General features: G+C 63.7%; 17 protein-coding genes, 3 tRNA genes and 1 pseudogene. 14 read left to right on the top strand and 7 right to left on the bottom strand.

What is annotated here, in order from left to right:
* Positions 1-129 precede the first annotated feature (129 nt).
* Positions 130-1260: a tRNA guanosine(34) transglycosylase Tgt gene (gene tgt, locus FHG66_RS07285; protein WP_139076094.1), complete on the top strand. Its 1131-nt coding sequence runs from the start codon at positions 130-132 to the stop codon at positions 1258-1260.
* A gap of 229 nt (positions 1261-1489) precedes the next feature.
* Positions 1490-3898, top strand: a complete 2409-nt coding sequence (gene lon / locus FHG66_RS07290; protein ID WP_139076095.1) for an endopeptidase La — start codon at positions 1490-1492, stop codon at positions 3896-3898.
* A gap of 55 nt (positions 3899-3953) precedes the next feature.
* Here the strand turns inward: lon and FHG66_RS07295 are convergent, their stop codons facing one another.
* The gene (locus tag FHG66_RS07295) at positions 3954-4865 is read right to left on the bottom strand and encodes a 5'-methylthioadenosine/S-adenosylhomocysteine nucleosidase (protein WP_139076096.1); all 912 of its coding nucleotides are present in this window, start codon (positions 4863-4865) and stop codon (positions 3954-3956) included.
* A 119-nt stretch (positions 4866-4984) separates the two neighbouring features.
* Here FHG66_RS07295 and FHG66_RS07300 point away from each other — a divergent pair.
* From FHG66_RS07300 to FHG66_RS07320, 5 genes and pseudogenes are all read left to right on the top strand, one after another.
* Positions 4985-5059 (top strand) — tRNA-Val (locus tag FHG66_RS07300).
* A 12-nt stretch (positions 5060-5071) separates the two neighbouring features.
* Positions 5072-5710, top strand: coding sequence for a histidine phosphatase family protein (locus tag FHG66_RS07305; protein WP_139076097.1), 639 nt, complete (start codon positions 5072-5074; stop codon positions 5708-5710).
* A tRNA-Val gene (locus tag FHG66_RS07310) sits at positions 5701-5776 on the top strand. Before FHG66_RS07305 ends, FHG66_RS07310 begins: the two co-directional genes overlap by 10 nt.
* A gap of 222 nt (positions 5777-5998) precedes the next feature.
* A pseudogene (locus FHG66_RS07315) lies at positions 5999-6916 on the top strand (pirin family protein).
* An 86-nt stretch (positions 6917-7002) separates the two neighbouring features.
* Positions 7003-7079, top strand: a tRNA-Asp gene (locus FHG66_RS07320).
* A 223-nt stretch (positions 7080-7302) separates the two neighbouring features.
* On the opposite strand, the gene FHG66_RS07325 is transcribed toward FHG66_RS07320, so the two are convergent.
* Positions 7303-8670, bottom strand: coding sequence for a M20/M25/M40 family metallo-hydrolase (locus FHG66_RS07325; RefSeq protein ID WP_139076098.1), 1368 nt, complete (start codon positions 8668-8670; stop codon positions 7303-7305).
* A gap of 207 nt (positions 8671-8877) precedes the next feature.
* Between FHG66_RS07325 and hemA the strand changes: the two genes are divergently transcribed.
* From hemA to ispG, 3 genes are all read left to right on the top strand, one after another.
* Positions 8878-10101, top strand: a complete 1224-nt coding sequence (gene hemA / locus FHG66_RS07330; RefSeq protein ID WP_139076099.1) for a 5-aminolevulinate synthase — start codon at positions 8878-8880, stop codon at positions 10099-10101.
* A gap of 119 nt (positions 10102-10220) precedes the next feature.
* Entirely contained in the window at positions 10221-11546 is a 1326-nt protein-coding gene (locus FHG66_RS07335; protein ID WP_139076184.1) for a helix-turn-helix domain-containing protein, read from the top strand.
* Positions 11547-11616: 70 nt separating this feature from the next.
* Positions 11617-12750: a flavodoxin-dependent (E)-4-hydroxy-3-methylbut-2-enyl-diphosphate synthase gene (gene ispG / locus FHG66_RS07340; RefSeq protein WP_139076100.1), complete on the top strand. Its 1134-nt coding sequence runs from the start codon at positions 11617-11619 to the stop codon at positions 12748-12750.
* A 9-nt stretch (positions 12751-12759) separates the two neighbouring features.
* On the opposite strand, the gene FHG66_RS07345 is transcribed toward ispG, so the two are convergent.
* The gene (locus FHG66_RS07345; protein ID WP_139076101.1) at positions 12760-13509 is read right to left on the bottom strand and encodes a DsbA family protein; all 750 of its coding nucleotides are present in this window, start codon (positions 13507-13509) and stop codon (positions 12760-12762) included.
* Between the two features lie 162 nt (positions 13510-13671).
* Between FHG66_RS07345 and FHG66_RS07350 the strand changes: the two genes are divergently transcribed.
* Positions 13672-14904 carry an N-acetylmuramoyl-L-alanine amidase gene (locus tag FHG66_RS07350; RefSeq protein ID WP_246082501.1) on the top strand — a complete coding sequence of 411 codons (1233 nt, stop codon included), beginning with the start codon at positions 13672-13674 and terminating at the stop codon, positions 14902-14904.
* On the opposite strand, the gene FHG66_RS07355 is transcribed toward FHG66_RS07350, so the two are convergent.
* On the bottom strand, positions 14901-15509 hold the full coding sequence (locus FHG66_RS07355; protein WP_139076102.1) for a class I SAM-dependent methyltransferase: 609 nt from the start codon (positions 15507-15509) through the stop codon (positions 14901-14903). The genes FHG66_RS07350 and FHG66_RS07355 overlap by 4 nt on opposite strands.
* A gap of 160 nt (positions 15510-15669) precedes the next feature.
* Between FHG66_RS07355 and FHG66_RS07360 the strand changes: the two genes are divergently transcribed.
* The 3 genes from FHG66_RS07360 to FHG66_RS07370 all read left to right on the top strand — a co-directional run bounded on the left by FHG66_RS07360 (position 15670) and on the right by FHG66_RS07370 (position 19691).
* Complete coding sequence (locus tag FHG66_RS07360) at positions 15670-18174, top strand: penicillin-binding protein 1A (RefSeq protein WP_342777481.1); 2505 nt, start codon at positions 15670-15672, stop codon at positions 18172-18174.
* Between the two features lie 62 nt (positions 18175-18236).
* A complete protein-coding gene (prfB, locus tag FHG66_RS07365) occupies positions 18237-19364 on the top strand; it encodes a peptide chain release factor 2 (protein WP_139076103.1) in 1128 nt (375 codons plus the stop codon).
* 51 nt (positions 19365-19415) lie between these two features.
* Positions 19416-19691 (top strand): hypothetical protein, encoded by a 276-nt coding sequence (locus FHG66_RS07370; protein ID WP_139076104.1) that lies wholly within the window; start codon positions 19416-19418, stop codon positions 19689-19691.
* A gap of 189 nt (positions 19692-19880) precedes the next feature.
* On the opposite strand, the gene FHG66_RS07375 is transcribed toward FHG66_RS07370, so the two are convergent.
* From FHG66_RS07375 to FHG66_RS07385, 3 genes are all read right to left on the bottom strand, one after another.
* Positions 19881-20384, bottom strand: a complete 504-nt coding sequence (locus tag FHG66_RS07375; protein ID WP_139076105.1) for a bactofilin family protein — start codon at positions 20382-20384, stop codon at positions 19881-19883.
* A complete protein-coding gene (locus tag FHG66_RS07380) occupies positions 20374-21666 on the bottom strand; it encodes a M23 family metallopeptidase (RefSeq protein ID WP_139076106.1) in 1293 nt (430 codons plus the stop codon). Before FHG66_RS07380 ends, FHG66_RS07375 begins: the two co-directional genes overlap by 11 nt.
* A 267-nt stretch (positions 21667-21933) precedes the next feature.
* Positions 21934-22410, bottom strand: a complete 477-nt coding sequence (locus FHG66_RS07385) for a peroxiredoxin (RefSeq protein ID WP_139076107.1) — start codon at positions 22408-22410, stop codon at positions 21934-21936.
* Positions 22411-22486 lie beyond the last annotated feature (76 nt).

Below are 22486 nucleotides of genomic sequence, written 5' to 3' on the forward strand. Positions count from 1 at the left end.
GACGCTCACCTTGATTGTGACGTGATGGGCGGCACCGATCAATGCACGCCGACGCGAGCCGATCCCGCATCGGGCAGGTTCCGTCCGCTGCCAGGCTTCGATATGGGAGCCCGTCAGGAGGCGCTTTCCATGGCCACAGGCTTCAGTTTCACTCTCGCCGCAACGGATGGCCGAGCCCGGACCGGCGTGATCACCACTCCGCGCGGGGAGATCCGCACCCCGGCCTTCATGCCGGTCGGCACGGCTGGCACGGTCAAGGCCATGCTGCCGGACAGTGTGCGTGCGACCGGGGCGGACATTCTGCTGGGCAACACCTACCACCTGATGCTTCGGCCTGGCGCCGAAAGGGTCGCCCGGCTTGGCGGGCTGCATAAGTTCATGAACTGGGAGCGTCCTATCCTGACGGACTCGGGGGGCTTCCAGGTGATGAGCCTGTCGTCCCTTCGAAAGATGACCGAGGAAGGGGTGACTTTCTCGTCCCATATCGACGGCTCGAAGCACGTCCTCACGCCCGAACGGTCCATGGAGATACAGCGCCTTCTCGGGTCGGATATCGTGATGGCCTTCGACGAATGCACGCCGTTCCCTGCGGCGCAGGACGTGTCTCTTGAATCCATGCGACGCTCGATGCGGTGGGCTCGCCGGTCGCGTGACGCCTTCGGAGATCGTCTGGGGCACGCGCTGTTCGGGATCCAGCAAGGCTCGGTCTTTCGAGAGCAGCGCGAGGAGTCGGCCGAGGCTCTCAAAGCCGTTGGCTTCGACGGTTATGCGGTGGGCGGCCTCGCGGTGGGCGAGGGACAGGGGCAGATGTTCGATGTGCTGAACTATGCCCCCGGCATGCTGCCTGATGACAAGCCCCGCTACCTGATGGGAGTGGGCAAGCCCGACGACATCGTGGGCGCGGTCAAGCGCGGGATCGACATGATGGATTGCGTGCTCCCGTCCCGTTCGGGACGGACCGGGCAGGCCTGGACCCGGCGTGGGCAGGTCAATCTCCGGAACGCGCGTCACGCCGACGATCCTCGGCCGGTGGACGAGGCATGCAGCTGTCCGGCCTGCCGCAACTACTCCCGCGCCTATCTTCACCATGTGGTCCGGGCCAACGAGATGATCGCCGGGATGCTGCTGACCTGGCACAATCTCCACTATTTCCAGGAGATCATGGCCGGCATGCGCGAGGCGATCTCCAAGGGTCGCTTCGCTTCCTGGGAGAACGATTTCCAGAGTCGCCGGTCCGAGGGCGATATCGAGCCACTTTAGACCTTCGACAAAGGTCGAGTGCCCCGGTACAGCAACGATCTGCCGTCCTGTAGGGTATTGTTGTTGCTGTATAGTGGGGGCACCTGCCCAAGTGGGTGGGGCAGGGAGGGAGGGCTCCTCCCCAGGTTGACACCCCGGCCCCGAGCCACCAACTATGCTTCACCGACCGGGGAGGGCCGAGCGCCGCCGATGTCCGGGGCCAGAGCCTTCCGCTTAAGAGGAATCCCTAATGACCGAATCCCTCGCGAACAGCTATCCCGTGCTGCCGTTGCGCGACATCGTGGTCTTCCCGCACATGATCGTGCCCCTGTTCGTGGGCCGCGAGAAGTCCGTTCGAGCCTTGGAAGAGGTGATGGGCGACGACAAGCAGATCCTGCTGTCGTCCCAAGTCGATCCGGGCGTTGATGATCCCGGCACCGATGGCATCTACAAGTCCGGCGTTCTCGCGAACGTGCTTCAGCTTCTCAAGCTGCCTGACGGCACCGTGAAGGTTCTGGTTGAAGGCAAGGCGCGCGTCCGCATCACCGAATTTGTCAAGAACGATCGATTCTTCGAAGCCCGCGTCGAGCGGCTCGAAGAGGCGTCTGGCGACCCGGAGGTTGTGCAGGCCCTGACGCGCTCCGTCGGTCAGGAGTTCGAGAAGTACGCCAAGATCAAGAAGAACATCCCTGAGGAAGCGATCGCCGCCGTGACCGAGGCCACGGACCCGGCGAAGCTCGGCGACCTGATCGCCGGCCACCTCGGCATCGATGTGAAGCAGAAGCAGGATCTGCTCGAGACGCTCGTCATCGCCGAGCGGCTTGAGAAGGTCTATGGCCTGATGCAGGGCGAGATGTCGGTCCTCCAGGTCGAGAAGAAGATCAAGACCCGCGTGAAGAGCCAGATGGAGCGGACCCAGCGCGAGTACTACCTCAATGAGCAGATGAAGGCGATCCAGCGCGAGCTGGGCGATGGCGACGAAGGCCAGAACGAGATCGCGGAGCTGGAGAAGCGGGTCGCTGAGACCAAGTTCTCCAAGGAGGCGCGAGAGAAGGCCGAGGCCGAGCTTAAGAAGCTCAAGTCGATGTCGCCGATGTCGGCCGAGGCCACCGTCGTCCGCAACTACCTCGACTGGCTCCTGGGCGTGCCATGGGGCGTGAAGTCCAAGGTTTCCAGGGACGTCAGCAAGGCCGAGGCCGTGCTGAATGCCGACCACTATGGCTTGGAGAAGGTCAAGGAGCGGATCGTCGAGTACCTCGCCGTGCAGGGGCGCTCGCAGAAGCTCAAGGGCCCGATCCTGTGCCTCGTCGGTCCTCCCGGCGTGGGTAAGACCTCGCTCGGCAAGTCGGTGGCTAAGGCCACGGGTCGTGAGTTCATCCGCATCTCGCTCGGCGGCGTCCGGGACGAGTCGGAGATCCGCGGTCACCGCCGGACCTATATCGGTTCCATGCCCGGCAAGATCATCCAGGCTCTCAAGAAGGCCAAGACTACGAACCCCCTCATTCTGCTCGATGAGATCGACAAGATGGGCCAGGATTTCCGTGGTGACCCCGCGTCGGCCATGCTCGAGGTTCTCGATCCCGAACAGAACTCGACCTTTGTCGACCACTACCTCGAGGTGGAGTACGACCTGTCCAACGTGATGTTCCTCACGACGGCCAACTCGTACAACATGCCGGGGCCGCTTCTTGACCGGATGGAGATCATCTCCCTTGCCGGCTACACCGAGGACGAGAAGCGCGAGATCGCCAAGCAGCACCTGCTGCCCAAGGTGATGAAGAACCACGGCCTCAAGGCCGGGGAATTCACCATCGCCGATGAGGCGCTCAACGAGATGGTCCGGACCTACACCCGTGAAGCGGGCGTGCGGAACCTGGAACGTGAGATCGCGAAGGTGGCCCGGAAGGCCACGACCAAGCTGGTCAAGCGCGAGGTCACCAAGGTTGCGGTAAACGAGGAGAATCTGGACGACTACCTGGGCGTCAAGAAGTTCCGCTACGGTCTTGCTGAGAAGGAGGACCAGATCGGCGTTGTCACGGGCTTGGCTTGGACGAGCGTCGGTGGCGATCTGCTCTCCATCGAAGCGCTTCGCCTGCCTGGCAAGGGCCGGATGAAGACGACGGGCAAGCTCGGCGACGTGATGAAGGAGTCGATCGAGGCAGCGGCATCCTATGTGCGTTCCATTGGGCCGCAGATCGGGGTGAAGCCGCCGAAATTCGACAAGATCGACATCCACGTCCACGTTCCGGACGGTGCGACGCCCAAGGACGGCCCCTCGGCGGGTCTGGCCATGGTCACGTCCATCGTATCGGTGCTGACGCAGATCCCCGTCCGCAAGGACATCGCCATGACCGGCGAGGTTTCGCTCCGGGGCAACGCGATGGCCATCGGCGGGCTCAAGGAGAAGCTGCTAGCGGCGCTGCGCGGGGGCATCAAGACCGTCCTTATCCCGCAGGAGAACGAGCGCGACCTCCCGGAAATTCCGGACAACGTGAAGCAGGGATTGCAGATCATCCCCGTGTCGCACGTCTCCGAAGTCCTGAGGCACGCCCTTGTCCGGCAGCCCGAGCCGGTGGAGTGGGATGAGGAAGCGGAAGAGGCCGCCGCTCTCGCTCGGACCAAGGCGACCGAAGAAGCGTCCGGCGCGATCGCCCACTGAAAGATCGGCAAACAGTGTCGGGGGGCGTGGCGAGAGCCGCGCCCCCTTTTCCATGTCAGTCAGGCAACGCCTCCAGAAAAGCTGTCATGACCGCCGCCGAGTTGCTGGCGGCCAGGTCCATGAAGGTCGCCATCTGATTGGCGCCCTCGCCGCCGCCCGCCAGGTCGGACAGGCTCCGGAAGGCGATGAACGGCACCCGGTTGGCATAGGCGACATGCGCCACGGCCGCGCTCTCCATGTCGAGCACCTGGGCATCGAATGTGGCATGAACCCACTCGCGAAACTCGGCGTTGTCGACGAACGCCTGGCCTGACACGCCCTTGCCGCCAACAATGATCTGCGGCGCTTCCGCCAGACACTCCCCAGCAGTGCCGCAATCCTCCAACGTGGTACGTCCCGCCACCTGCTCCGCGACCTTCAGCCACTCGGGATCGGCCGGAAACCATAGCAACTGCTCAACAGTTTCGCTGCCTTGGCGCATGACACCAACCGCCTGCGGATGGATCATGCCATAACTGGCGATGCCGCTGGGCTCCATCCAGGGCGGCAACGCGAAGCTGCCATCGGGGCTTTCCCGCGCGAAAACAGACTCAAGATATTGGCTCCACTCAGCTGCAACGACGACGTCCCCTATGGAAAGCGCCGGATCGACGCCCCCCGCGATCCCGGAAAAGATCACCCCTTCGACGTTGAAATGGTCGAGCACAAGTTGTGTCGTCATGGCGGCATTGACCATGGACACGCCCGACAGGAACAGGACCACGGGCTTTCCCCCGAGATTGCCCGTGATGAAGCGGATGCCATTCAGGACGTGCTCTTGGGGCTCAGCCATGTCGGCCAGAAGCGTTGTCCATTCAGGTTCGAAGGCAGACATGACAGCGATGCGCGGCTCCGAGTCGAGCGGTTGCGCAAGCGTCGCTCCGGGACTCAGCAGGGCCAATGCGAGGGTTCGGCCAAGATAGCTCATGGATCGGGCTCCGTTCTGGGTGCCAAGGCAGGGGAAGGCCCGTGAATCCTCAGGTCAAGCAAAGGAATCCCGAAGACCGCTTGCACCCCTCAGAAGGAGCCGATAAACGGCGCGGCATTGGGCGATTAACTCAGTGGTAGAGTGCTTCCTTCACACGGAAGAAGTCGGGGGTTCGAATCCCTCATCGCCCACCACGCCTTCATGAAATGCCGATACGCCCCGAACTCCTTCTGCTGCGCCACGGCGAGACCGAGTGGAATCGTCAGGGGCGGTTTCAGGGCGCTGCCGACTCCGATCTCACCTCCGTGGGGCGGGTGCAGGCGCAGGCGATGGGCCATCTTCTCAAGACCTTGAGCGTATCGGCTTTGTCTCATGGGGCCAGAACCAGCCCCCAGGGACGAGCGTCGGCGACAGCACAGATCGCCCTCGAACCCTTGGGCCTCACTCCGAGAACTGACCCGCGACTAGTCGAGATCGGCATGGGTGATTGGACAGGGCTCAGCCGTCCCGAGATCGACGAACGCTGGCCCGGTCCGCAGCACGAATCCCTTTTCGGCTTCTATGCGCGGTGTCCCAGGGGGGAGTCTCTCACTGAGGTTGCTCAGCGGGCGCAGGGTGTTCTCGATGATCAGACGGGCCCGCTGGTCATCGTCACGCATGGCGTAACCCTCAGGATTCTTTGCGCACTGGCGCTGAAACGACCTCTCAGCTTCGGCGGCGACCTTGCGCTGCGGCAGGGCTGCGTCGTCCGGATCGCAGGCGACCGCCTGGAGATACTGACGCCGGCTGCCTTCGCCTTGCCAGCCGACCCGACACCAGATAACACGTCCCCGCGGGGTGGTTAGCTCAGTTGGTAGAGCGTCTCGTTTACACCGAGAATGTCGGGGGTTCGAGTCCCTCACCACCCACCACCATCCTCCCGATGTCGCTTGCCGGTCGGGGGAGCCGGACAGGGCCTGACTGCTGCCGGAATGGCTTTCTGTTGTCGCCTGAGACGCACATTTTCCTAGGCATGCCGACTGGCATGCACAGAAGGCGCACCTCCCATGTGCGGGTGAGAATGGCCCTTCCGCTTGGATGTCGCTGGGCTCCTGCTTACCTGCCTTTCATGATCCATCGTGAAGGGCGTTGTCATGAGTTGGAACCCTTTTCTCATGCCCAGTCTTCCCGAACGCGCGGCAACAGATCTTATCGAGACCGTCATCGTCCCTCGGGCGCGGGACCTCGGCGGGCCCTGTCGTCCGCCAAGCGCCAGATGGTCAGGCTGTTCATCTTCTTCGACGAGATGGGACCGGCCGAGTTCCTGACCGGCAAGGGCCTGGATGTCTGTCCGCATCCCCATACCGGGCTGAGGACCGTTACCTATCTGTTCCGCGGCCGTATCCATTACCGTGACTCGCTGGGCACCGACCAGTGGATCGAGGCAGGAGCCATCAACCTTATGACGGCGGGGCAGGGAATCACTCATTCCGAGCGGATGGACCAGGGTGCCCTCCCGCAGAGCCTGTGCGGTCTCCAGACGTGGCTGGCTCTGCCTTCCGACAAAGAGGATAACGCCCCGGCCTTTGGGCACACTGCGGCCGAAGCTCTTCCGGTACTGGAGGCCAGGGCCGAGACTGTTCGGCTGATTCTGGGGCGCGCCTGGGATGCCGCTTCTCCCGTCGAGACGCCATCCGAGAGGTTCTACACTGACGTGGCCCTCGTTCCAGGGGCAACAGTTCCACTGCCGAAGGGGCAGGAGGACCGGGGTGCATACATCCTGAAGGGCACGGTGGAGGTGGCTGGCGAGGTCTATGGGGCAGGGCGGATGCTCGTGTTCCGCCCGGGCGACTCGGTTGCTCTACCGGCAGGCCCGGAGGGCGCGCCTCTTGTGGTGCTCGGGGGGGGCCACCATGGAAGGCCCGCGCCATCTATGGTGGAACTTCGTCGCCTCATCACAGGAGAGGATCGAAGCCGCCAAGGAGGCGTGGCGCAAGGGAGACTGGCAAAGCGGCCGCTTCAGCCTGCCCCCGGGGAATGATTCCGAGCACATTCCGCTTCCTCTGAAATAGTCCTGGGAATCGGCTTGACGGCATCCGGCACCCCCCTTAGAAGCCCCCTTGTCCGACGCAGACAAGACAGCGTCGGCGGCAGATGCGCGGTTGTAGCTCAGTTGGTTAGAGTACCGGCCTGTCACGCCGGGGGTCGCGGGTTCGAGCCCCGTCAACCGCGCCACTGCCTCCTCACCCAAAGGTGTGAAGAAGCGCTCCGAAAGGAGCGCTTTTTTCGTTTGTTGGCCCTGCAGCAGCTTGAACGGATCTGGTCGGGTGGGTGGCTCGACTGCAGACCCAGCTTGGACACCGTGATCGGCAGAGGCGGACGAGGCCACGCCTCCTCCGCCCTTAGGTCGGACTGCAGGGCTGCGAGGCACTGCGCGCCCCGCGAACTCCAAAGCAGCTCAGGCCAAGGCCGCCAGGATCCTGGCCCAGCTCCGCATTCCTTTGTGGAAGCTGCGGACATCGTACTTCTCGTTCGGCGAGTGGATGAGATCGTCATCGTTGCCGAATCCGATCAGCATAGAGTCCATCCCGAGGATCGTCTTGAAGTATCCGGCGACAGGGATCGACCCGCCTGACCCGGTGAAGGCCGCCGCACGGGGCCATTCGTCCGAGAGCGCCTGCCGCGCCATCTCGAAGGCCGGGTCGTTAGTCGCCATGACGCTGGCGGGCGAGGCGCCGTGCTCCTTGAACTCGACTTGGCAGTCGGGGGGAACCATTGACCGCACCATAGCGCGAAAGGCTTCGCGGATCCGGTGCGGGACCTGTTGGCCGACCAGTCGGAAGCTGATCTTGGCCATGGCCTTGGACGGCAGAACAGTCTTGAAGCCTTCGCCGGCATAGCCGCTGGACAATCCATTCACCTCGCAGGTCGGGCGAGCCCAGATGGATTCGAGAACTCCGCGACCCGATTCCCCGGCCGGAATGGACAAGCCCACGTCACGCAGGAAAGATGTTTGGTCGAAGCCCAAGCCATCCCACTGGGCCCGCAATTCAGGCGAGAGTTCCTCAACGCCATCGTAGAAGTCCGGCACCGTCACTCGCCCATTCTCGTCATGAAGCGCGGAGATGATGCGAGCCAGCACGCGCGCTGGGTTCATCGCTGCGCCGCCATACATCCCGGAGTGTAGATCCATGCGGGGTCCGGTGATGATGACCTCCTCTCCAAGCAGCCCCCGGAGCATGGTGGTGACCGCGGGCGTGTCGCGGTCGAACAGGTCGGTGTCGCAAATAAGGGCAAGGTCCGCCCGAAGCAGATCCTTATGCGCTTCCATGAAAGGGATGAGAGACGGCGATCCCGATTCCTCTTCACCTTCGAAGAACATGGTGATCCGGCCAGGAAGCTTGTGATGGACCGCGATCCAGGCGCGGCAGGCTTCCACGAAAGTCATGAGCTGGCCCTTGTCGTCCGCCGCTCCACGGCCCCGGATCACCTTGCCCTCTGCCGTGTCCTGAACCTCGGGGAGGAAGGGTGGCCGGTCCCACAGGGCCAGCGGGTCGACTGGCTGCACATCATAGTGCCCGTAGAACAGAAGATGGCGACGGCCCTCGCCGGCCGTGCCGACCACCATCGGCCGGCCGGTCGTCGGATGCTTCTCCGCCCTAAATCCCATGTCGGTGAGGTCCTGCACCAGCCAGTCCGCGGCGGCTTCGCAATCTGGCGCATGGATCCGATCGGTCGAGATGGACGGGATGCGAAGCAGCGCAAGAAGCCGTTGGATCGCCTGCGGGAGATCGGCGTCGATGCGGGCAAGCACAGGATCAAGCATGGGTTACTCCGGTCTGGATGCCCATCCGAGGCTAGAGCGCGGTCCCCGCCGGGGCAACGGCGCAGGCATGCCGGTCGGGTATTCCGACCTTTGGCGGGGCGACGAATTGTGCCATGGTCGAAGCGGCTCATTTGATCTAGAGCAAGGTATCGGCCCAGGGGATGTCCTAGACCCGGTCCGGCAGCTAACGGCAAGGACCTTCGACCCGTGGATTACAACGCCCAGCTCGACGCAGCGCTCGACCGTCTCCATCAGGAGGGCCGCTACCGGACCTTCATCGATATCGCGCGCGACAAAGGTCACTTCCCTCATGCTGTCTGGCACCGGCCTGACGGCACCGAACAGACGATCACCGTATGGTGTGGCAACGATTATCTGGGCATGGGCCAGCATCCCGTGGTGCTAGACGCCATGCACGAAGCCTTGGATGCCGTCGGTGCGGGTTCGGGCGGCACGCGCAACATCTCGGGCACGACCGTCTATCACAAGCGGCTCGAGGCGGAACTGGCCGACCTGCACCGCAAGGAAGCGGCGCTGCTGTTCACGTCGGCCTACATCGCCAACGATGCCACGCTGTCCACCCTCAAGCTGCTCTTTCCGGGCCTGATCATCTATTCCGACGAACTGAACCACGCCTCCATGATCGAGGGGATTCGGCGCGGGGGCGGACTGAAGCGCATCTTCCGGCATAATGATGTCCAGCATCTGCGCGAACTCTTGGAAGCCGATGATCCGGCTGCACCGAAGCTGATCGCCTTCGAGTCGGTCTACTCCATGGACGGCGATTTCGGACCGATCCGGGAGATCTGCGACCTCGCGCTCGAGTTTGGGGCGCTGACCTACCTGGACGAGGTGCATGCAGTCGGCATGTACGGCAAGCGCGGCGGCGGCGTGGCCGAGCAGCTTGGCCTCATGGGGCGCATTGACATCATCAACGGCACCTTGGGCAAGGCGTTCGGCGTCATGGGCGGCTACATCGCAGCCAGCGCGAAAATGTGCGACGCCATACGCTCTTATGCGCCGGGCTTCATCTTCACGACGTCTCTTCCTCCGGTGATCGCGGCGGGTGCTGCCGCCTCCGTGGCGCACCTGAAAACCGACCAAGCGCTGCGCGAGAAGCATCAGACCCAGGCTCGTATTCTCAAGACCCGGCTCAAGGGACTGGGACTGCCGATCATCGATCACGGAAGCCATATCGTTCCTCTGATCGTCGGCGACCCTGTCCACACGAAAATGATCTCGGACATGCTGCTGAGCGACTTCGGCATGTATGTGCAGCCGATCAACTTTCCGACCGTCCCCCGTGGGACGGAGCGGCTCCGCTTCACGCCGTCGCCGGTCCACGGTCCCAAGGAGATGGATGCGCTCGTTCACGCACTGGATTCACTTTGGAGCCATTGCGCGCTGAATCGAGCGGAAAAGGCAGGATGACATCACGATCGGATGATGCGTGGTCGCCCCCCTCGTGTTAGTCTCTCCACAAATGGTCCTCATGGTGCTCGAATCATGAATGGGACCCGTTGGGGCAGGACGAGACGTGGGGCGGCTACATGATCGGGCGTGGCTATCTGCGCAGCAAGGCTGTTGAAGCGGCGGACTCCAAGGGGTTCGACACGTTTGAGTTGCGTCTGGGCGATCTGATGAGGGGTGAACGTGCCACTCTGGGCAAATCCCTCTTGGACGTGCAGCGCGAGTTGAAGATCAAAGCCGCTTACATCGCGGCCATCGAGAACGCGGATCCTTCGGCGTTCGACACGCCTGGATTCATCGCGGGTTACGTACGGTCCTACGCACGCTACCTGAACATGGATCCCGACTGGGCCTTTGAAACGTTCTGCCGCGAGTCCGGATTCAACACGGTCCTTGGAATGTCGGTCGTGAGTTCGAATCCGCGCCCCGCGCGCGAGGAGCGGGTCCTGAGCACCGGCCTCGGCAAGGATCTTTTTTCGGGCCAGAGCACACCCTTTCTCCCTTCCACGCCGGGCATGTTCTCCAACATCGAGCCGCGGGCCATCGGTTCGGTGCTCGTGCTTGTCGCGTTGTTGTCCGGGCTGGGCTACGGTGGCTACACGGTCCTGCGCGAGATCCAGAAGGTGACCCTCGCCCCGGTCGATCAGCCGCCGACCGTTGTCGCCGAGGTCGGACCGCTGGCCGAAGCCGCTCAGTCGGATGCCGATGAGTTCGCCAGCATCGAAGTGCCGTCCGCGGAGGCGCTCGACCGGCTTTATCGTCCCGAGGCTCTCGATGTTCCGGTCTTGGTCCCGCGCGATGGGCCCATCGCATCGCTGGATCCTGCTACAGTTGGAACCCTGGGGCCGACTGCCCCTCAACCTACTACGACACCCGGCGCGGTGACCGCGACGACACCGGCCAGCGGCTCGCCACTCGCGCCCGCTGAAGCCGTTGCCGATGGGGTGGAGCAGGTCCTTGCGGGTGTGCTGGCAGCAGCCCCGGCCGACCCTGGCGCGGTCGTAGTGACGACCGGTCCTGCCCCCAAGGTGGAACTAGTGGCTGTCCGCGAGGCTTGGGTCCGTGTGAACGGTCCAGATGGATCCGTTCTGTTCGAAGGCATTCTCGAGCCGGGTGACACCTTTGAAGTTCCCGCGACCGAGGAGGCGTCCAAGCTGCGCGTCGGAGAGTCGGGCGCTTTGTACATGGCGGTGAATGGCGTGCCGTATGGGCCCGTCGGTCCTGCCGGGCAGGTCAGTTCGAATGTGGCACTTTCGGCGGACGCGATCACCGAAACCTATGCGCAGGCCGACCTGACTGCGGAGCAGGGGCTGGCCGACTACGTGGCGGTTGCCTCTGCTGCAGAGACTGCGCTTCAGGCACTTCCGGTTGGGGCCGTGTTGCCCGGAGCCGAACTGACGGAGTGAGGCAACACGCCCCGTTGCGGCCGCGGCAGGGCGAGATTACCTGTCGGGTGACTTGGGCAAGGAGCCATCGATGTCCCATAATCCCATTCGCCCTTGGCGCAGCATCGACCGTCGGCCATCGCGCCGGATCATGGTGGGTGCAGTGCCGGTCGGTGGTGGTGCTCCGATCTCGGTTCAGACCATGACCAATACGCCCACCACCGATGTGGCGGCGACGGTTGCGCAGGTCGTCGCATCCGCAGAGGCGGGGGCCGATATCGTCCGCGTCTCGACCCCGGACGAGGAGAGCACGCGCGCGTTGCGGGACATCGTGCGCAACAGCCCGGTCCCGATCGTCGCAGACATCCACTTCCACTATCGCCGAGCCATCGAGGCTGCCGAGGCAGGCGCGGCGTGCCTGCGGATCAATCCGGGCAATATCGGCTCGCCCGCGCGGGTCCGCGAAGTGGTCAAGGCCGCACGCGACCACGGCTGCTCCATGCGGATCGGTGTGAATGCCGGGTCTCTGGAGCGGCATCTATTGGAGCAGTATGGCGAACCCTGCCCGGAAGCGATGGTTCAGTCGGGACTGGACCACATTAAGCTTCTGCAGGACGAGGACTTCCACGAGTTCAAGATCAGCGTCAAAGCCTCTGATGTCTTTTTGGCAGCAGCGGCGTACCAGCAGCTCGCCGAAGCGACGGACGCCCCGATCCATCTAGGCATCACCGAGGCAGGCGGCCTGATGAGTGGGACGGTCAAGTCAGCGGTAGGGTTGGGCAACCTTCTCTGGATGGGGATCGGGGACACGATCCGCGTGTCGCTTTCGGCCGATCCCGTGGAGGAGGTCCGGGTCGGCTTCGAGATCCTCAAGGCCTTGGGCTTGCGGCACCGCGGGGTGAACATCATCTCGTGCCCGTCCTGCGCCCGGCAGGGCTTCGACGTCATCAAGACGGTCGAGGCTCTCGAGAAGCGGCTTGGTCATATCAAGACCCCCATGAGCCTATCGATTATCGGCTGCGTGGTAAACGGACCGGGCGAGGCGCTGATGACGGACGTGGGCTTTACTGGCGGCGGCGCCGGGCACGGCATGGTCTATCTGGCTGGTAAGCAGAGCCATCGCATGGACAACGATCGTATGATCGATCACATCGTCGAGCAGGTTGAAGCCAAGGCGGCTGAGATCGAGGCGACGCGGGATGTTGCGCCACAGGCGGCCGAGTAGCACCTGGCTCTAGCCTGCGCGCTCCTCCTCGATGATCGCCTCCATGGTAGGCAATGGCACGTATCCCCGTACCAGCCGGTCTCCCATCACAAAGGTCGGCGTCCCCGAGATGCTGAGGTCTTGGGCTAGTTGATGGTTCGCGTCGATGATGGCCATGACCTCGGGGGCGGCCATGCGGGCCATGATCGGCGCGGGGTCGAAAGCCAGACCCTCGGCCAGACGGGTCAGAGACTGCTCGCTGATATCTGTCTGCATGAGCATGAGGGCATCGTGGGCGGCCTTGTAGGCGTCGTTCCCATGGAGCTGCTGGACCGTGATCGCAAACTGCGATGCCATCACGCTCTGTTCTCCCAGGATTGGAAACTCCTTGAGGATGAAACGGATGTTGCCGTCGCCCTCCACGAGATCCTCGACCTCCTCGAACGCACGCCGGCAATAGCCGCACCGGTAGTCCATGAACTCCACGACGGTCACGTCACCTTCCGGGTTGCCACCGATCCAGGAGTGACCATCCGCGAGAATGGCATCGAAGTTGTCCTGCACGAGCATCTGGTCCGCCGCGACCTGCTGCTGCTGTTCACGCTGCTCCAGAACCGCTATCGCTTCGGTCAGCACTTCGGGGTTCTCCAGAAGATAAGCCCGGACCTCGGCCCGGAAGGCAGCCCGTTCATTCTCGCTCATCGCCGACAGGTCGAGCGCGGAGGCGGGCAGGGCGGTGGCGGCCAGTACTATGGCGAGCGCTGAACGGCGGATCGGCATGTCGGATCTCCGGATCGACGAGTTCCGCGATCTGCGCACAATCGCGTGGTCATTCCAAGGGGCCGTCCCGACCTCACGCAGGCTTAAAGGCGTCGGGCGGCGTTACCCTGCCATTGACGGAAGACCTGGGCGCAGACAGGAGCGGGCAGGAGGAGGATGATCATGCGGATCAAATCAGGCCATCATGCTGCGAGATGTTGGGCGGCCGCGATGATGCTGGGCTTCTTGGCTTGGTCCGCGGCTGCGCAGGATGGCAGCGAGCTGTCCCGCATCGATCCTGCCGCGAGCCGGATCACGGATGCCGCGGGCGACCTCGAGGTGACACTTGCCCTAAGCCGCCCCGTACCTTGGCGCATCTTCACGCTGGAGGATCCGCTTCGCCTGATCCTCGAACTTCGTGGGGCCGAGTGGGCTGGGACCGATCTTGCGCCTCTGCTTCAAACCGATCGCGCATCCGCCATTCATGGCGGCACGACCTCAGCAGGTTGGTCCCAATTGACCCTGGACCTGACCGGCCCCGTGAAGGTGAACGAGGCTGGCATGGCCGTTTCGGAAGCGGACGGCTCGGCCGTGCTGCGGGTCGTCGCCGGTCCCACGGACCTGGACAGTTTCTCGGCTGCGTCCGGGGCTCCGGCGGACGAGGTCGGGGCACACTCTTCGTCCGCCGACCCGACTACGGGTCCAGAGGGCGATGCCCGCTTTACGGTGGCGATCGATCCAGGCCATGGCGGCATCGATCCCGGCGCTGAACGGGAAGGGCTACGCGAGGCTCATGCCATGCTCTCCTTGGGGCAGGAACTTGCCCGGGCACTTGAGGCGGCGGGGATCCAGACCGTCCTGACCCGGAGCGAGGACGTCTTCGTTTCTCTGCAAGACCGCATGTCCATTGCCCGCGCCGCCGGAGCCGATGTGCTCCTGTCCCTTCATGCCGACGCTCTGCGCGACGACAATGCCTCGGGTGCCTCGATCTACACACTGACAGCCGAAGCCGGCGATCAGGCTTCAGAACGGATGGTCGAGCGGCATGAGAGCGGCGATCTCCTCGCGGGGCTTGACCTACAAGGGCAGGATGACTCCGTGGCGACGGCCTTGATGGATCTTGCCCGCCTAAACACCTCTCCTCGATCCGAGCAACTGGCCAGAACCCTGGCTGACGAATTGGGCCGGGCAGGGGCGGTGCTGAACTCGCGTCCCCTGCGTCAAGCCCCCTTGGCAGTGCTCAACGCTGCGGACTTCCCATCCGTGCTGATCGAGGTCGGCTTCCTGTCCGATCCGGCCGACCGTGCGCGACTGGCCTCGGAGAGCGGGCGGTCACCCATCGTTGCAGGGATCACCAACGCGCTCGCCAAATGGCAGGCCATGGAAAGAGATATGGCACCCCTCCTCCGCCGCTAGGGGCGCGTCCGCGCCATCCAAATGGTACGACCGCCACAGGCCGGTTCCTCGGGCCAGAACCCCAATTCCTCGAACCCGTGTGCCTCGAAGAGCGAGCGATACTCCTGCGGATCAAGGCTCGCGTGGTAAAGATCAGCCTCCCCGATCCGCCCGATGGCTTCGCCGGCCTGTGGTCCCGTGGTCATCAGGAGCACGGCACCTGACGCTGCATGGGCGGCAAAGACGGCGAACATCGCCCGCTGGTCGTCGGGTGACAGGTGGAAGAAGCTGTCCCAAGCAAGGATCAGGTCGAACTCCTGACTAAGCCGCAGTGTCCGCATGTCGGCATGCAAAGCGACCGCGCGGGGGGCGATGCGGGCGAACAGCTCTATCATCGGACGCGAGGCATCGACGCCCGTCACCATGCAGCCCCGGTCGAGCAGGTACTCCGCCAGGGGCCGACCAGCGCCGCAGCCGAGGTCGAGAACCCGGCGCCTTCCCAGAGGGTGGGGCGCCACGGCCACCGCCCGGTCGATCCATGGCCGCTCCGTCAGGCGACGGTCCCTGGTCTTGGCCCAACCAGGTCCTTCCCGGTCGTAGGTGGCGATCACATCGTCGGACTTCATGTCGTTTCACTCCTCCAGGAGCCGGTTCGAACCAGTCCCATGCCCACAGCCTCGTGATGACCGACAGGGCGCAATCGCGCCGACCGACCGGCATCGGCTTTTGACCCCACAGGGTCCGGTGCCTATAAGCAGTCCATCCTCTCGCTTCGTGGACGGGCCCTTGCTGCGATTTGTCATGTCATTCCTTGGGGGCATCTTTTCGATGCTGACCCTTGGGCTTGCAATGGGGGCCGTCACCCTGGGTGCGGTCTTCTACATCTATGGCCGGGATCTTCCGTCCATCGAGGTGCTGTCTCAGTATACGCCGCGGACGATCAGCCGCGTCTATAGCGCCGAGGGGCGCATCATCGACGAGTTCGCGACGGAGCGGCGTCTCTTCACGCCATCCGAGGACATCCCCGACCTCGTGAAGCATGCCTTCGTCTCGGCGGAGGATCAGAATTTCTACACGCATCCGGGTTTCGACATCCGAGGGATGGCCGCAGCCGCGGCCGAGGCGGTCCGGTCGCGCGGCGCCGACATGCGCGGCGCGTCCACCATCACCCAGCAGGTCATGAAGAACTTCCTGCTTGATGGATCCCGCACGGCCGAACGCAAGATCAAGGAACTGATCCTTGCCGTCCGCATCGAGAATGCGATGGACAAGGAGGATATCCTTGAACTGTATCTGAACGAGATCTTCCTGGGTCAGAACTCCTACGGCGTCGCCGCTGCGGCGCAGACCTACTATAACAAGCCCCTGACCGATATCACTCCGGGCGAGGCGGCTTACCTCGCGGCCTTGGCTCAGCGGCCCGGCAACCTCCATCCCGTCCGGGACTACGAAGACGCCGTCTCGCGCCGTAACTATGTCCTGCGTCGGATGGCTGAGGACGGCTACATCGAGCAGGCCACATTCGAGGCAGAGCAAAGGGAGCCGCTCCTCACGGTGCAGTCGGGAGCCTACGAGGGCTTCCGCGCGTCCCTCCCACCTCGCAACTACTTCACCGACGAGATCCGCCGCCAGTTGTCCGCCAACTTCGGCGAGGAGGAATTCTTTTCCGGGGGCCTGTCCATCCGCGCGACGATGGACCCGGAGCTTCAGATCGAGGCCGCGCATGCGCTCCAGCGCGCGTTGGAGACCTTTGATCGCGGCGTGGGCGTCTGGCGTGCAACGGGGCTGACATTGCCGCCGGACGCATTGGCCGAGGACATCACGTGGCGGCAGGCGCTGGCGGAAACAGACGCGCCCCGCGACATCACGTTGGATGGCGTGTGGTACCCGGCCGTGGTTCTGGACATCGGTGACCAGCAGATGCGGCTTGGCATCGAGGGAGACCACGACGAGGAGCCCGTCGTCCCGCGCGAGGACATCGACTGGATCCCAGGCTCCTTCGGCGACAACTTCCAGGTTGGCGACGTGGTGCTCGTTCGCAAGCTGCTCGGAGATGACGGGAGCTTCCTGCGCTGGACTCTGCGCCAAGTCCCCGAGGTGCAGGGCGCGTTCATGGCGATGGATGTGAACACAGGCCGTGTCCTCGCGATCCAGGGCGGGTTCTCCTATCAGGCGTCGGTCTTCAACCGTGCGACGCAGGCGCGCCGCCAGCCCGGATCGGCCTTCAAACCCTTTGTCTATGCCGCCGCGCTCGATTCCGGCTACACGCCCGCGACGATCGTGGTCGATGCCCCGATCGAGATCGACACCCCCCAGGGACTCTGGGTCCCGCAGAACGCCTCCAACGAGTTTTACGGGCCGACGCCGCTTCGAACGGGGATCGAGCAGTCGCGGAACTTGATGACCATCCGTCTCGCTCAGGAGATCGGGATGGACACGGTGGCGCAATACGCCGAGCGCTTCGGTGTTTATGACGACATGAGCCCGTTCCTGTCCAACGCCTTGGGCGCGCAGGAGACCACCCTGTTCCGCATGGTCGCAGCTTACGCGATGTTCGCGAATGGCGGCGAACGCGTCGAACCCACCTTGGTGGACCGGGTGCAGGACCGTTATGGCCATACCATCTATCGGCATGACCAGAGGGTATGCGTCGACTGCTCCGAGCTGGCTCTGCCGCCGGGCGAGGCTCCCGACATTCAGAGCGACCGCCAGCGCATCATGAACGCGGTCACCGCGTTCCAGCTGACCTCCATGATGGAGGGGGTCGTCCAGCGGGGGACGGCAGCCAAGGCTATCGAACTCCCGGTACCGATCGCCGGCAAGACCGGCACCACCAACGAGGCCAAGGACGTCTGGTTCATCGGTTACTCGTCGAACATCGTTGCGGGTTGCTACATCGGTTACGACACGCCGCGCTCTATGGGCGGGGCCTCGGGGGGCGGGCTTTGCGCTCCGGTGTTCCAGGAGTTCATGGAGCCAGCGGTCGAGCGCTTCGGCGGCGGGCCCTTCGCAATCCCTGAAGGCTGCAGCTTCATCAACATCGACCGCTTCTCGGGCTCGCGGCTGCCTGACGACGCGTCGGGGGATAACGTCGTCTCGGAATGCTTCCGAGCGGGCGAGGAGCCGATCTTCGGCGTGACGTATGACGGCGGCTTCGAGATGTCCGGCGACCTTCCCCTGGTAAGCGAGGTTCAGGCCGCCTCGCGCAATGTCACCACCTCGACGGGGGGCACCGCTACTGTTGGCCCGTCGGCCGGGTTCGGAACGCTATCGTCAGGAGGCCTGTACTAGGCTCGGCTTGCCCGGCCCGAGGGGGCGGGCTATGAGCCTCCGGATATTCCGGAGGACCCGCCATGCGCACCGAGACCCAGAACACCGTCGATGCAATCCGTACGTCGGTCGATCTCGTGAGCCGCCGGATGGACCGCGAGACGGCCAAGCACCGGCTTGAGGAGTTCAACGCGCGTGTCGAGGATCCCACCCTGTGGAATGATCCCGAGGGCGCCCAGAAGCTCATGCGGGAACGTCAGATACTTCTCGACAAGCTGAACGGCGTCGAGGCCATGGAGCGGCAGCTCAACGACAACATCGAACTGATCGAGATGGGTGAGGCCGAAGGCGACGAGGAGATCGTGGCCGAGGCCGAGGCGGCCTTGCGGGCGTTGCGTGACGTTGCCGCTGGCAAGGAGCTGGAGGCTCTGCTGGACGGCGAGGCGGACGCGAACGACACCTTCCTGGAGATCAACGCGGGCGCGGGCGGCACGGAAAGCTGCGACTGGGCCGCGATGCTGGCCCGCATGTACGTGCGCTGGGCCGAGGCTCATGGTCATGCCGTTGAACTCCAGGCAGAGACGGCCGGTGAAGAAACCGGGATCAAGTCTGTGGCGTACAAGATCAGCGGGCACAACGCTTATGGCTGGCTGAAGTCCGAGGCCGGTGTCCACCGGCTGGTGCGGATCAGCCCGTTCGGCTCGGGCGACAAGAGGCAGACCTCCTTTGCGTCGGTCTGGGTCTACCCCGTCGTTGATGATGCCATCGAGATCGAGGTCTTGGACAAGGACATCCGCATCGACACCTATCGGTCGTCCGGTGCCGGGGGACAGCACGTCAACAAGACGGACTCGGCCGTCCGCATCACCCACTTCCCGACCGGGATCGTTGTGACGTCGTCCGAGAAGTCGCAGCATCAGAACCGCGATATCGCGATGAAGGCCCTGAAGTCCCGGCTTTACCAGTTGGAACTCGACAAGCGGAACGCGGCCATAAATGCCGCCCATGAGGCCAAGGGCGATGCCGGATGGGGTAATCAGATCCGTTCATATGTCCTACAGCCCTATCAGATGGTGAAGGATCTCCGGACGGGCTTCGAGACATCCGACACGCAGGGGGTGCTGGACGGCGACTTGGACGATTTCATGGCGGCGACGCTGGCCCAGGATGTGTCAGGCAAGAGCCGCGCCGAGGCGCTCGCGGAAGATTGACCTGCAGGTGAATAGATCTACCTCTTCGGCTGCAAGCCAAGGAGGCCACACATGATTTCCAAGTTCACCCTTGTCGCCATTCCCGCGTTGTTCCTGCTCGCTGCCTGCGAGGAGGGGGGGGTGCTGGGGTCCGGTACCAACACGGGCATCGGGGCAAACAACATCGATACGGTCGCCACGACTCCCGATGGTCAGGTTCAGGCCGCCTTGGACGCACCAGGACGTGCCGGGCAGTGTGAAGAACTCGCCCTGCGTATCGAAAGCTCGGACTCAACCGAGGTTGCCCGTCAGGCCGCGATCGAGGAACGCCAGCGTATCGGTTGCTGAACCAAGCTCCGGGAGCCAGTGCTCCCGGATGACCCTCTCCGGGGTAGTCGATCCGGCGGCAGAGCCGGTGGCGTCAGACCAAGGTCTGCCTTGGTTCTTAACCAATTCGACCGACAGCCCGGAAATCAAAAGGGGCCCCGATGCAATCGCGGCCCCTTTCATCATTCTGGTAACCAATTGACCGCAGGGTCAGGCGTCGGTCGGCATCACCGGCTTGGGAAGCACCTTCGTGGCGGCGTTCAGCGGATCGTCCTGACGTTGCACCGATCCCTCGAAGTGGGCACCGGATTCGATCGCAATGGTCTTGTGGATGATGTCGCCTTCGACCCGGGCGGTAGAGGTCAGTCGAACCTTCAGGCCACGCACCCGGCCGATGATCCGTCCGTTGATGACTACGTCATCGGCCACCAGTTCACCTTTGACGGTCGCGCTCTCGCCAACCGTGAGGAGGTGCGCCCGGATGTCACCTTCGACCTGCCCCTCGATCTGGACGTCGCCGGTCGTGCGGATATTGCCCTTGATGTGAAGGTCCGAGGACAGGATCGACGCCGGAGGCTTGGCCTTCGGAGCTTGGGGACGATAATCCGCGGCCTGACCGACGGCCGTGCCCGGGACGGTCGCCGGGGCGGAGGCCGCCTGCGGCTGCGCGCCCGCGCCGGGACCCGGCTCGTTGATCTTGGACTTAGAGAACATCGTTGCCTGCTCCGATGTAGATCATGGGGTTCAGAGGCTCGCCACCGACCCGGATCTCGTAGTGAAGGTGTGGCCCGGTGGAGCGACCCGAGTTGCCCATATCACCGATCCTTTCCCCGCGCGAGACCCTTTGCCCCACCTCCACCCGGATCGCGTTCAGATGGCCATAGCGCGTCTCGATCCCGAATTCGTGCTGGATCTTAATCAGGCGCCCGTAGCCCGAAGCCCAGCCGGCGAAGATCACGACTCCATCGGCTGTGGAGTAGACAGGCGTCCCGATCGGCCCGGCCATGTCCACGCCTTCATGCATCCGACCCCAGCGCATTGCGAAGCCCGAGGTGTAGCGGAAGGAGTCCAAGACGGGCAGGCTGAAGGGAATCCGCTGGACGGCGATGCGGTAAAGGTTGATCCGGTCCAGCTCATCCAGGATCTGGTTGGCGCGAAGGGTGCCGTCGTCCTGCGCCGCGTTGCCCATGGTGGACATCTGGATCGGCACCAGCGGTCCGCCCTGGCCCGAATAGCCGCGGCGGACCTCCTCGATGAGGGTCTCGGGGTCCAGGCCAGCTGTGCGGAACATCTTGTCCAACGGTTCAACCGAGATCTGGAGCGCATCCTCAAGCTGACGGAAGATCTCGTCGTTGTGCTCCTTCATGAGCCGCAGTTCGAGATCCAGGTCACCGGCCAGTTGGATGGCGTGCTGCGCTTCGGTCGCCACGCCATCGCGCTCGGCCGCCGTGTCCGCCAGAGCCTCGGTGATGAAGTCGATCGTGTCCGCCATCCCGTCGACATCGGACACCGATACCTGTTCGTTGGCCGCAGTCATGGCCGCCAATTCGGCTTTGGCCTGCTGACGTTCGGACATGGTACGGCGAAGGGTGTCATGCACGACGGCCAGTCCGGTTTCGAGCTCCCGCCGCTCTTCCTCGGAGGCGAGAAGCTCGCTTTGCATGGCGGAGATCTGCTCCAGCGCGGCAGAGAAGCGCGTCTGAGCGGCCAAAGCCTCCTGCGCGCGCAGGTCCCGCTCCTGGGACATGGCATTGAGCCGGTTCTCGTAGATCGACTTGTCGCGTTGGGCCTGGTCCCGGTAGTTGCCCGACCCGATCGTATCCATGAGCAGGATGGCCGTGGCAATGATGGTCCAAGCCATGACCACGCCGACGCCCGTCCATGCCAGAAGCTGAGTCGCTGGCCGTAATCGTATGAAGCGCGTGTGATCCTCAGACTTCAGGAAAAGGCGCCGCTCAGGAAAACGCCGTTCGAGTGCCGCGTGCAAACGCTGCATGACTGCTGAAGCCACTGGTTCCGCCCCATCTTATCGGGCCGGTTAAGGCCCGTTGTCCCGGGGCAAGGGCTAACGGCGCCCCCAAGCTGCTGCAACAGCTTTAGGGCGTGTCGTAGGACGGTGAGGACCAGCGAAACCTTAAAGTGGCGATAACTTGCCTACCAGTTTCGCCCCTGACACATGTTTCCGCCGAGATGTTGCCCTAAGGTCTCACTGCTAGCTCGACGCTGGGGCTGAATGACGGCGCTGTCCTTTCGGTGCTCAGGACTAAGCCGTTGCTTGCAGATGCCTTGCTGCTTCCAGCACCTGCTGGGCATGTCCCTTAACGCGGCTCACGCTCCAGATATGGGACACAAAGCCGTCGCGATCGATCAGCACGGTGGTGCGGACAATTCCCATGTAAGTCTTTCCGTACATGGATTTTTCCTGCCAGACGCCATAGGATCTGACGACTTCCCCGGATTCGTCGGCCAGAAGCGGGACGCCGAGACCGGCTTTCTGAACGAACTTCTCCTTCGCAGGGACGGACCCCGATGAGACTCCCAGCACTTGGGCCCGAGCGGCTTGGAACTGGGGCAGGAGGGTGGTGAAGTCTTGGGCTTCCGTTGTGCAGGACGACGTGCTGTCAGCCGGATAGAAGAACAGCACGACGGCTTGTCCACGGAGGGCGGACAGGCTGACCATTTCACCACCATCGCGGGGCAGGGTGAAGTCTGGGGCGGGTTGACCGGGTTCGATGCTCATGAGTGTCTTCTTCGCGCAAGCGTGAGCGCCGGGAAAGCGTTCTAGCTGTCTGACCGCTTCCGTTCGCCTCGGCGTG

Source organism: Rubellimicrobium rubrum (genome assembly GCF_006152115.1).
GTDB classification, from domain to species: Bacteria; Pseudomonadota; Alphaproteobacteria; order Rhodobacterales; family Rhodobacteraceae; genus Rubellimicrobium; species Rubellimicrobium rubrum.

What these genes read in the sequence shown, in the direction of transcription:
- FHG66_RS07385 (WP_139076107.1), bottom strand. Translation starts at nt 22,410, where the DNA reads ATGAGCATCGAACCCGGTCAACCCGCCCCAGACTTCACCCTGCCCCGC.
- FHG66_RS07345 (WP_139076101.1), bottom strand. Translation starts at nt 13,509, where the DNA reads ATGCCGATCCGCCGTTCAGCGCTCGCCATAGTACTGGCCGCCACCGCC.
- ispG (WP_139076100.1), top strand. Translation starts at nt 11,617, where the DNA reads ATGTCCCATAATCCCATTCGCCCTTGGCGCAGCATCGACCGTCGGCCA.
- FHG66_RS07305 (WP_139076097.1), top strand. Translation starts at nt 5,072, where the DNA reads ATGCCGATACGCCCCGAACTCCTTCTGCTGCGCCACGGCGAGACCGAG.
- FHG66_RS07375 (WP_139076105.1), bottom strand. Translation starts at nt 20,384, where the DNA reads ATGTTCTCTAAGTCCAAGATCAACGAGCCGGGTCCCGGCGCGGGCGCG.
- lon (WP_139076095.1), top strand. Translation starts at nt 1,490, where the DNA reads ATGACCGAATCCCTCGCGAACAGCTATCCCGTGCTGCCGTTGCGCGAC.
- FHG66_RS07295 (WP_139076096.1), bottom strand. Translation starts at nt 4,865, where the DNA reads ATGAGCTATCTTGGCCGAACCCTCGCATTGGCCCTGCTGAGTCCCGGA.
- prfB (WP_139076103.1), top strand. Translation starts at nt 18,237, where the DNA reads ATGCGCACCGAGACCCAGAACACCGTCGATGCAATCCGTACGTCGGTC.
- FHG66_RS07370 (WP_139076104.1), top strand. Translation starts at nt 19,416, where the DNA reads ATGATTTCCAAGTTCACCCTTGTCGCCATTCCCGCGTTGTTCCTGCTC.
- FHG66_RS07355 (WP_139076102.1), bottom strand. Translation starts at nt 15,509, where the DNA reads ATGAAGTCCGACGATGTGATCGCCACCTACGACCGGGAAGGACCTGGT.
- FHG66_RS07335 (WP_139076184.1), top strand. Translation starts at nt 10,221, where the DNA reads ATGATCGGGCGTGGCTATCTGCGCAGCAAGGCTGTTGAAGCGGCGGAC.
- FHG66_RS07325 (WP_139076098.1), bottom strand. Translation starts at nt 8,670, where the DNA reads ATGCTTGATCCTGTGCTTGCCCGCATCGACGCCGATCTCCCGCAGGCG.
- tgt (WP_139076094.1), top strand. Translation starts at nt 130, where the DNA reads ATGGCCACAGGCTTCAGTTTCACTCTCGCCGCAACGGATGGCCGAGCC.
- FHG66_RS07380 (WP_139076106.1), bottom strand. Translation starts at nt 21,666, where the DNA reads ATGCAGCGTTTGCACGCGGCACTCGAACGGCGTTTTCCTGAGCGGCGC.
- FHG66_RS07350 (WP_246082501.1), top strand. Translation starts at nt 13,672, where the DNA reads ATGCGGATCAAATCAGGCCATCATGCTGCGAGATGTTGGGCGGCCGCG.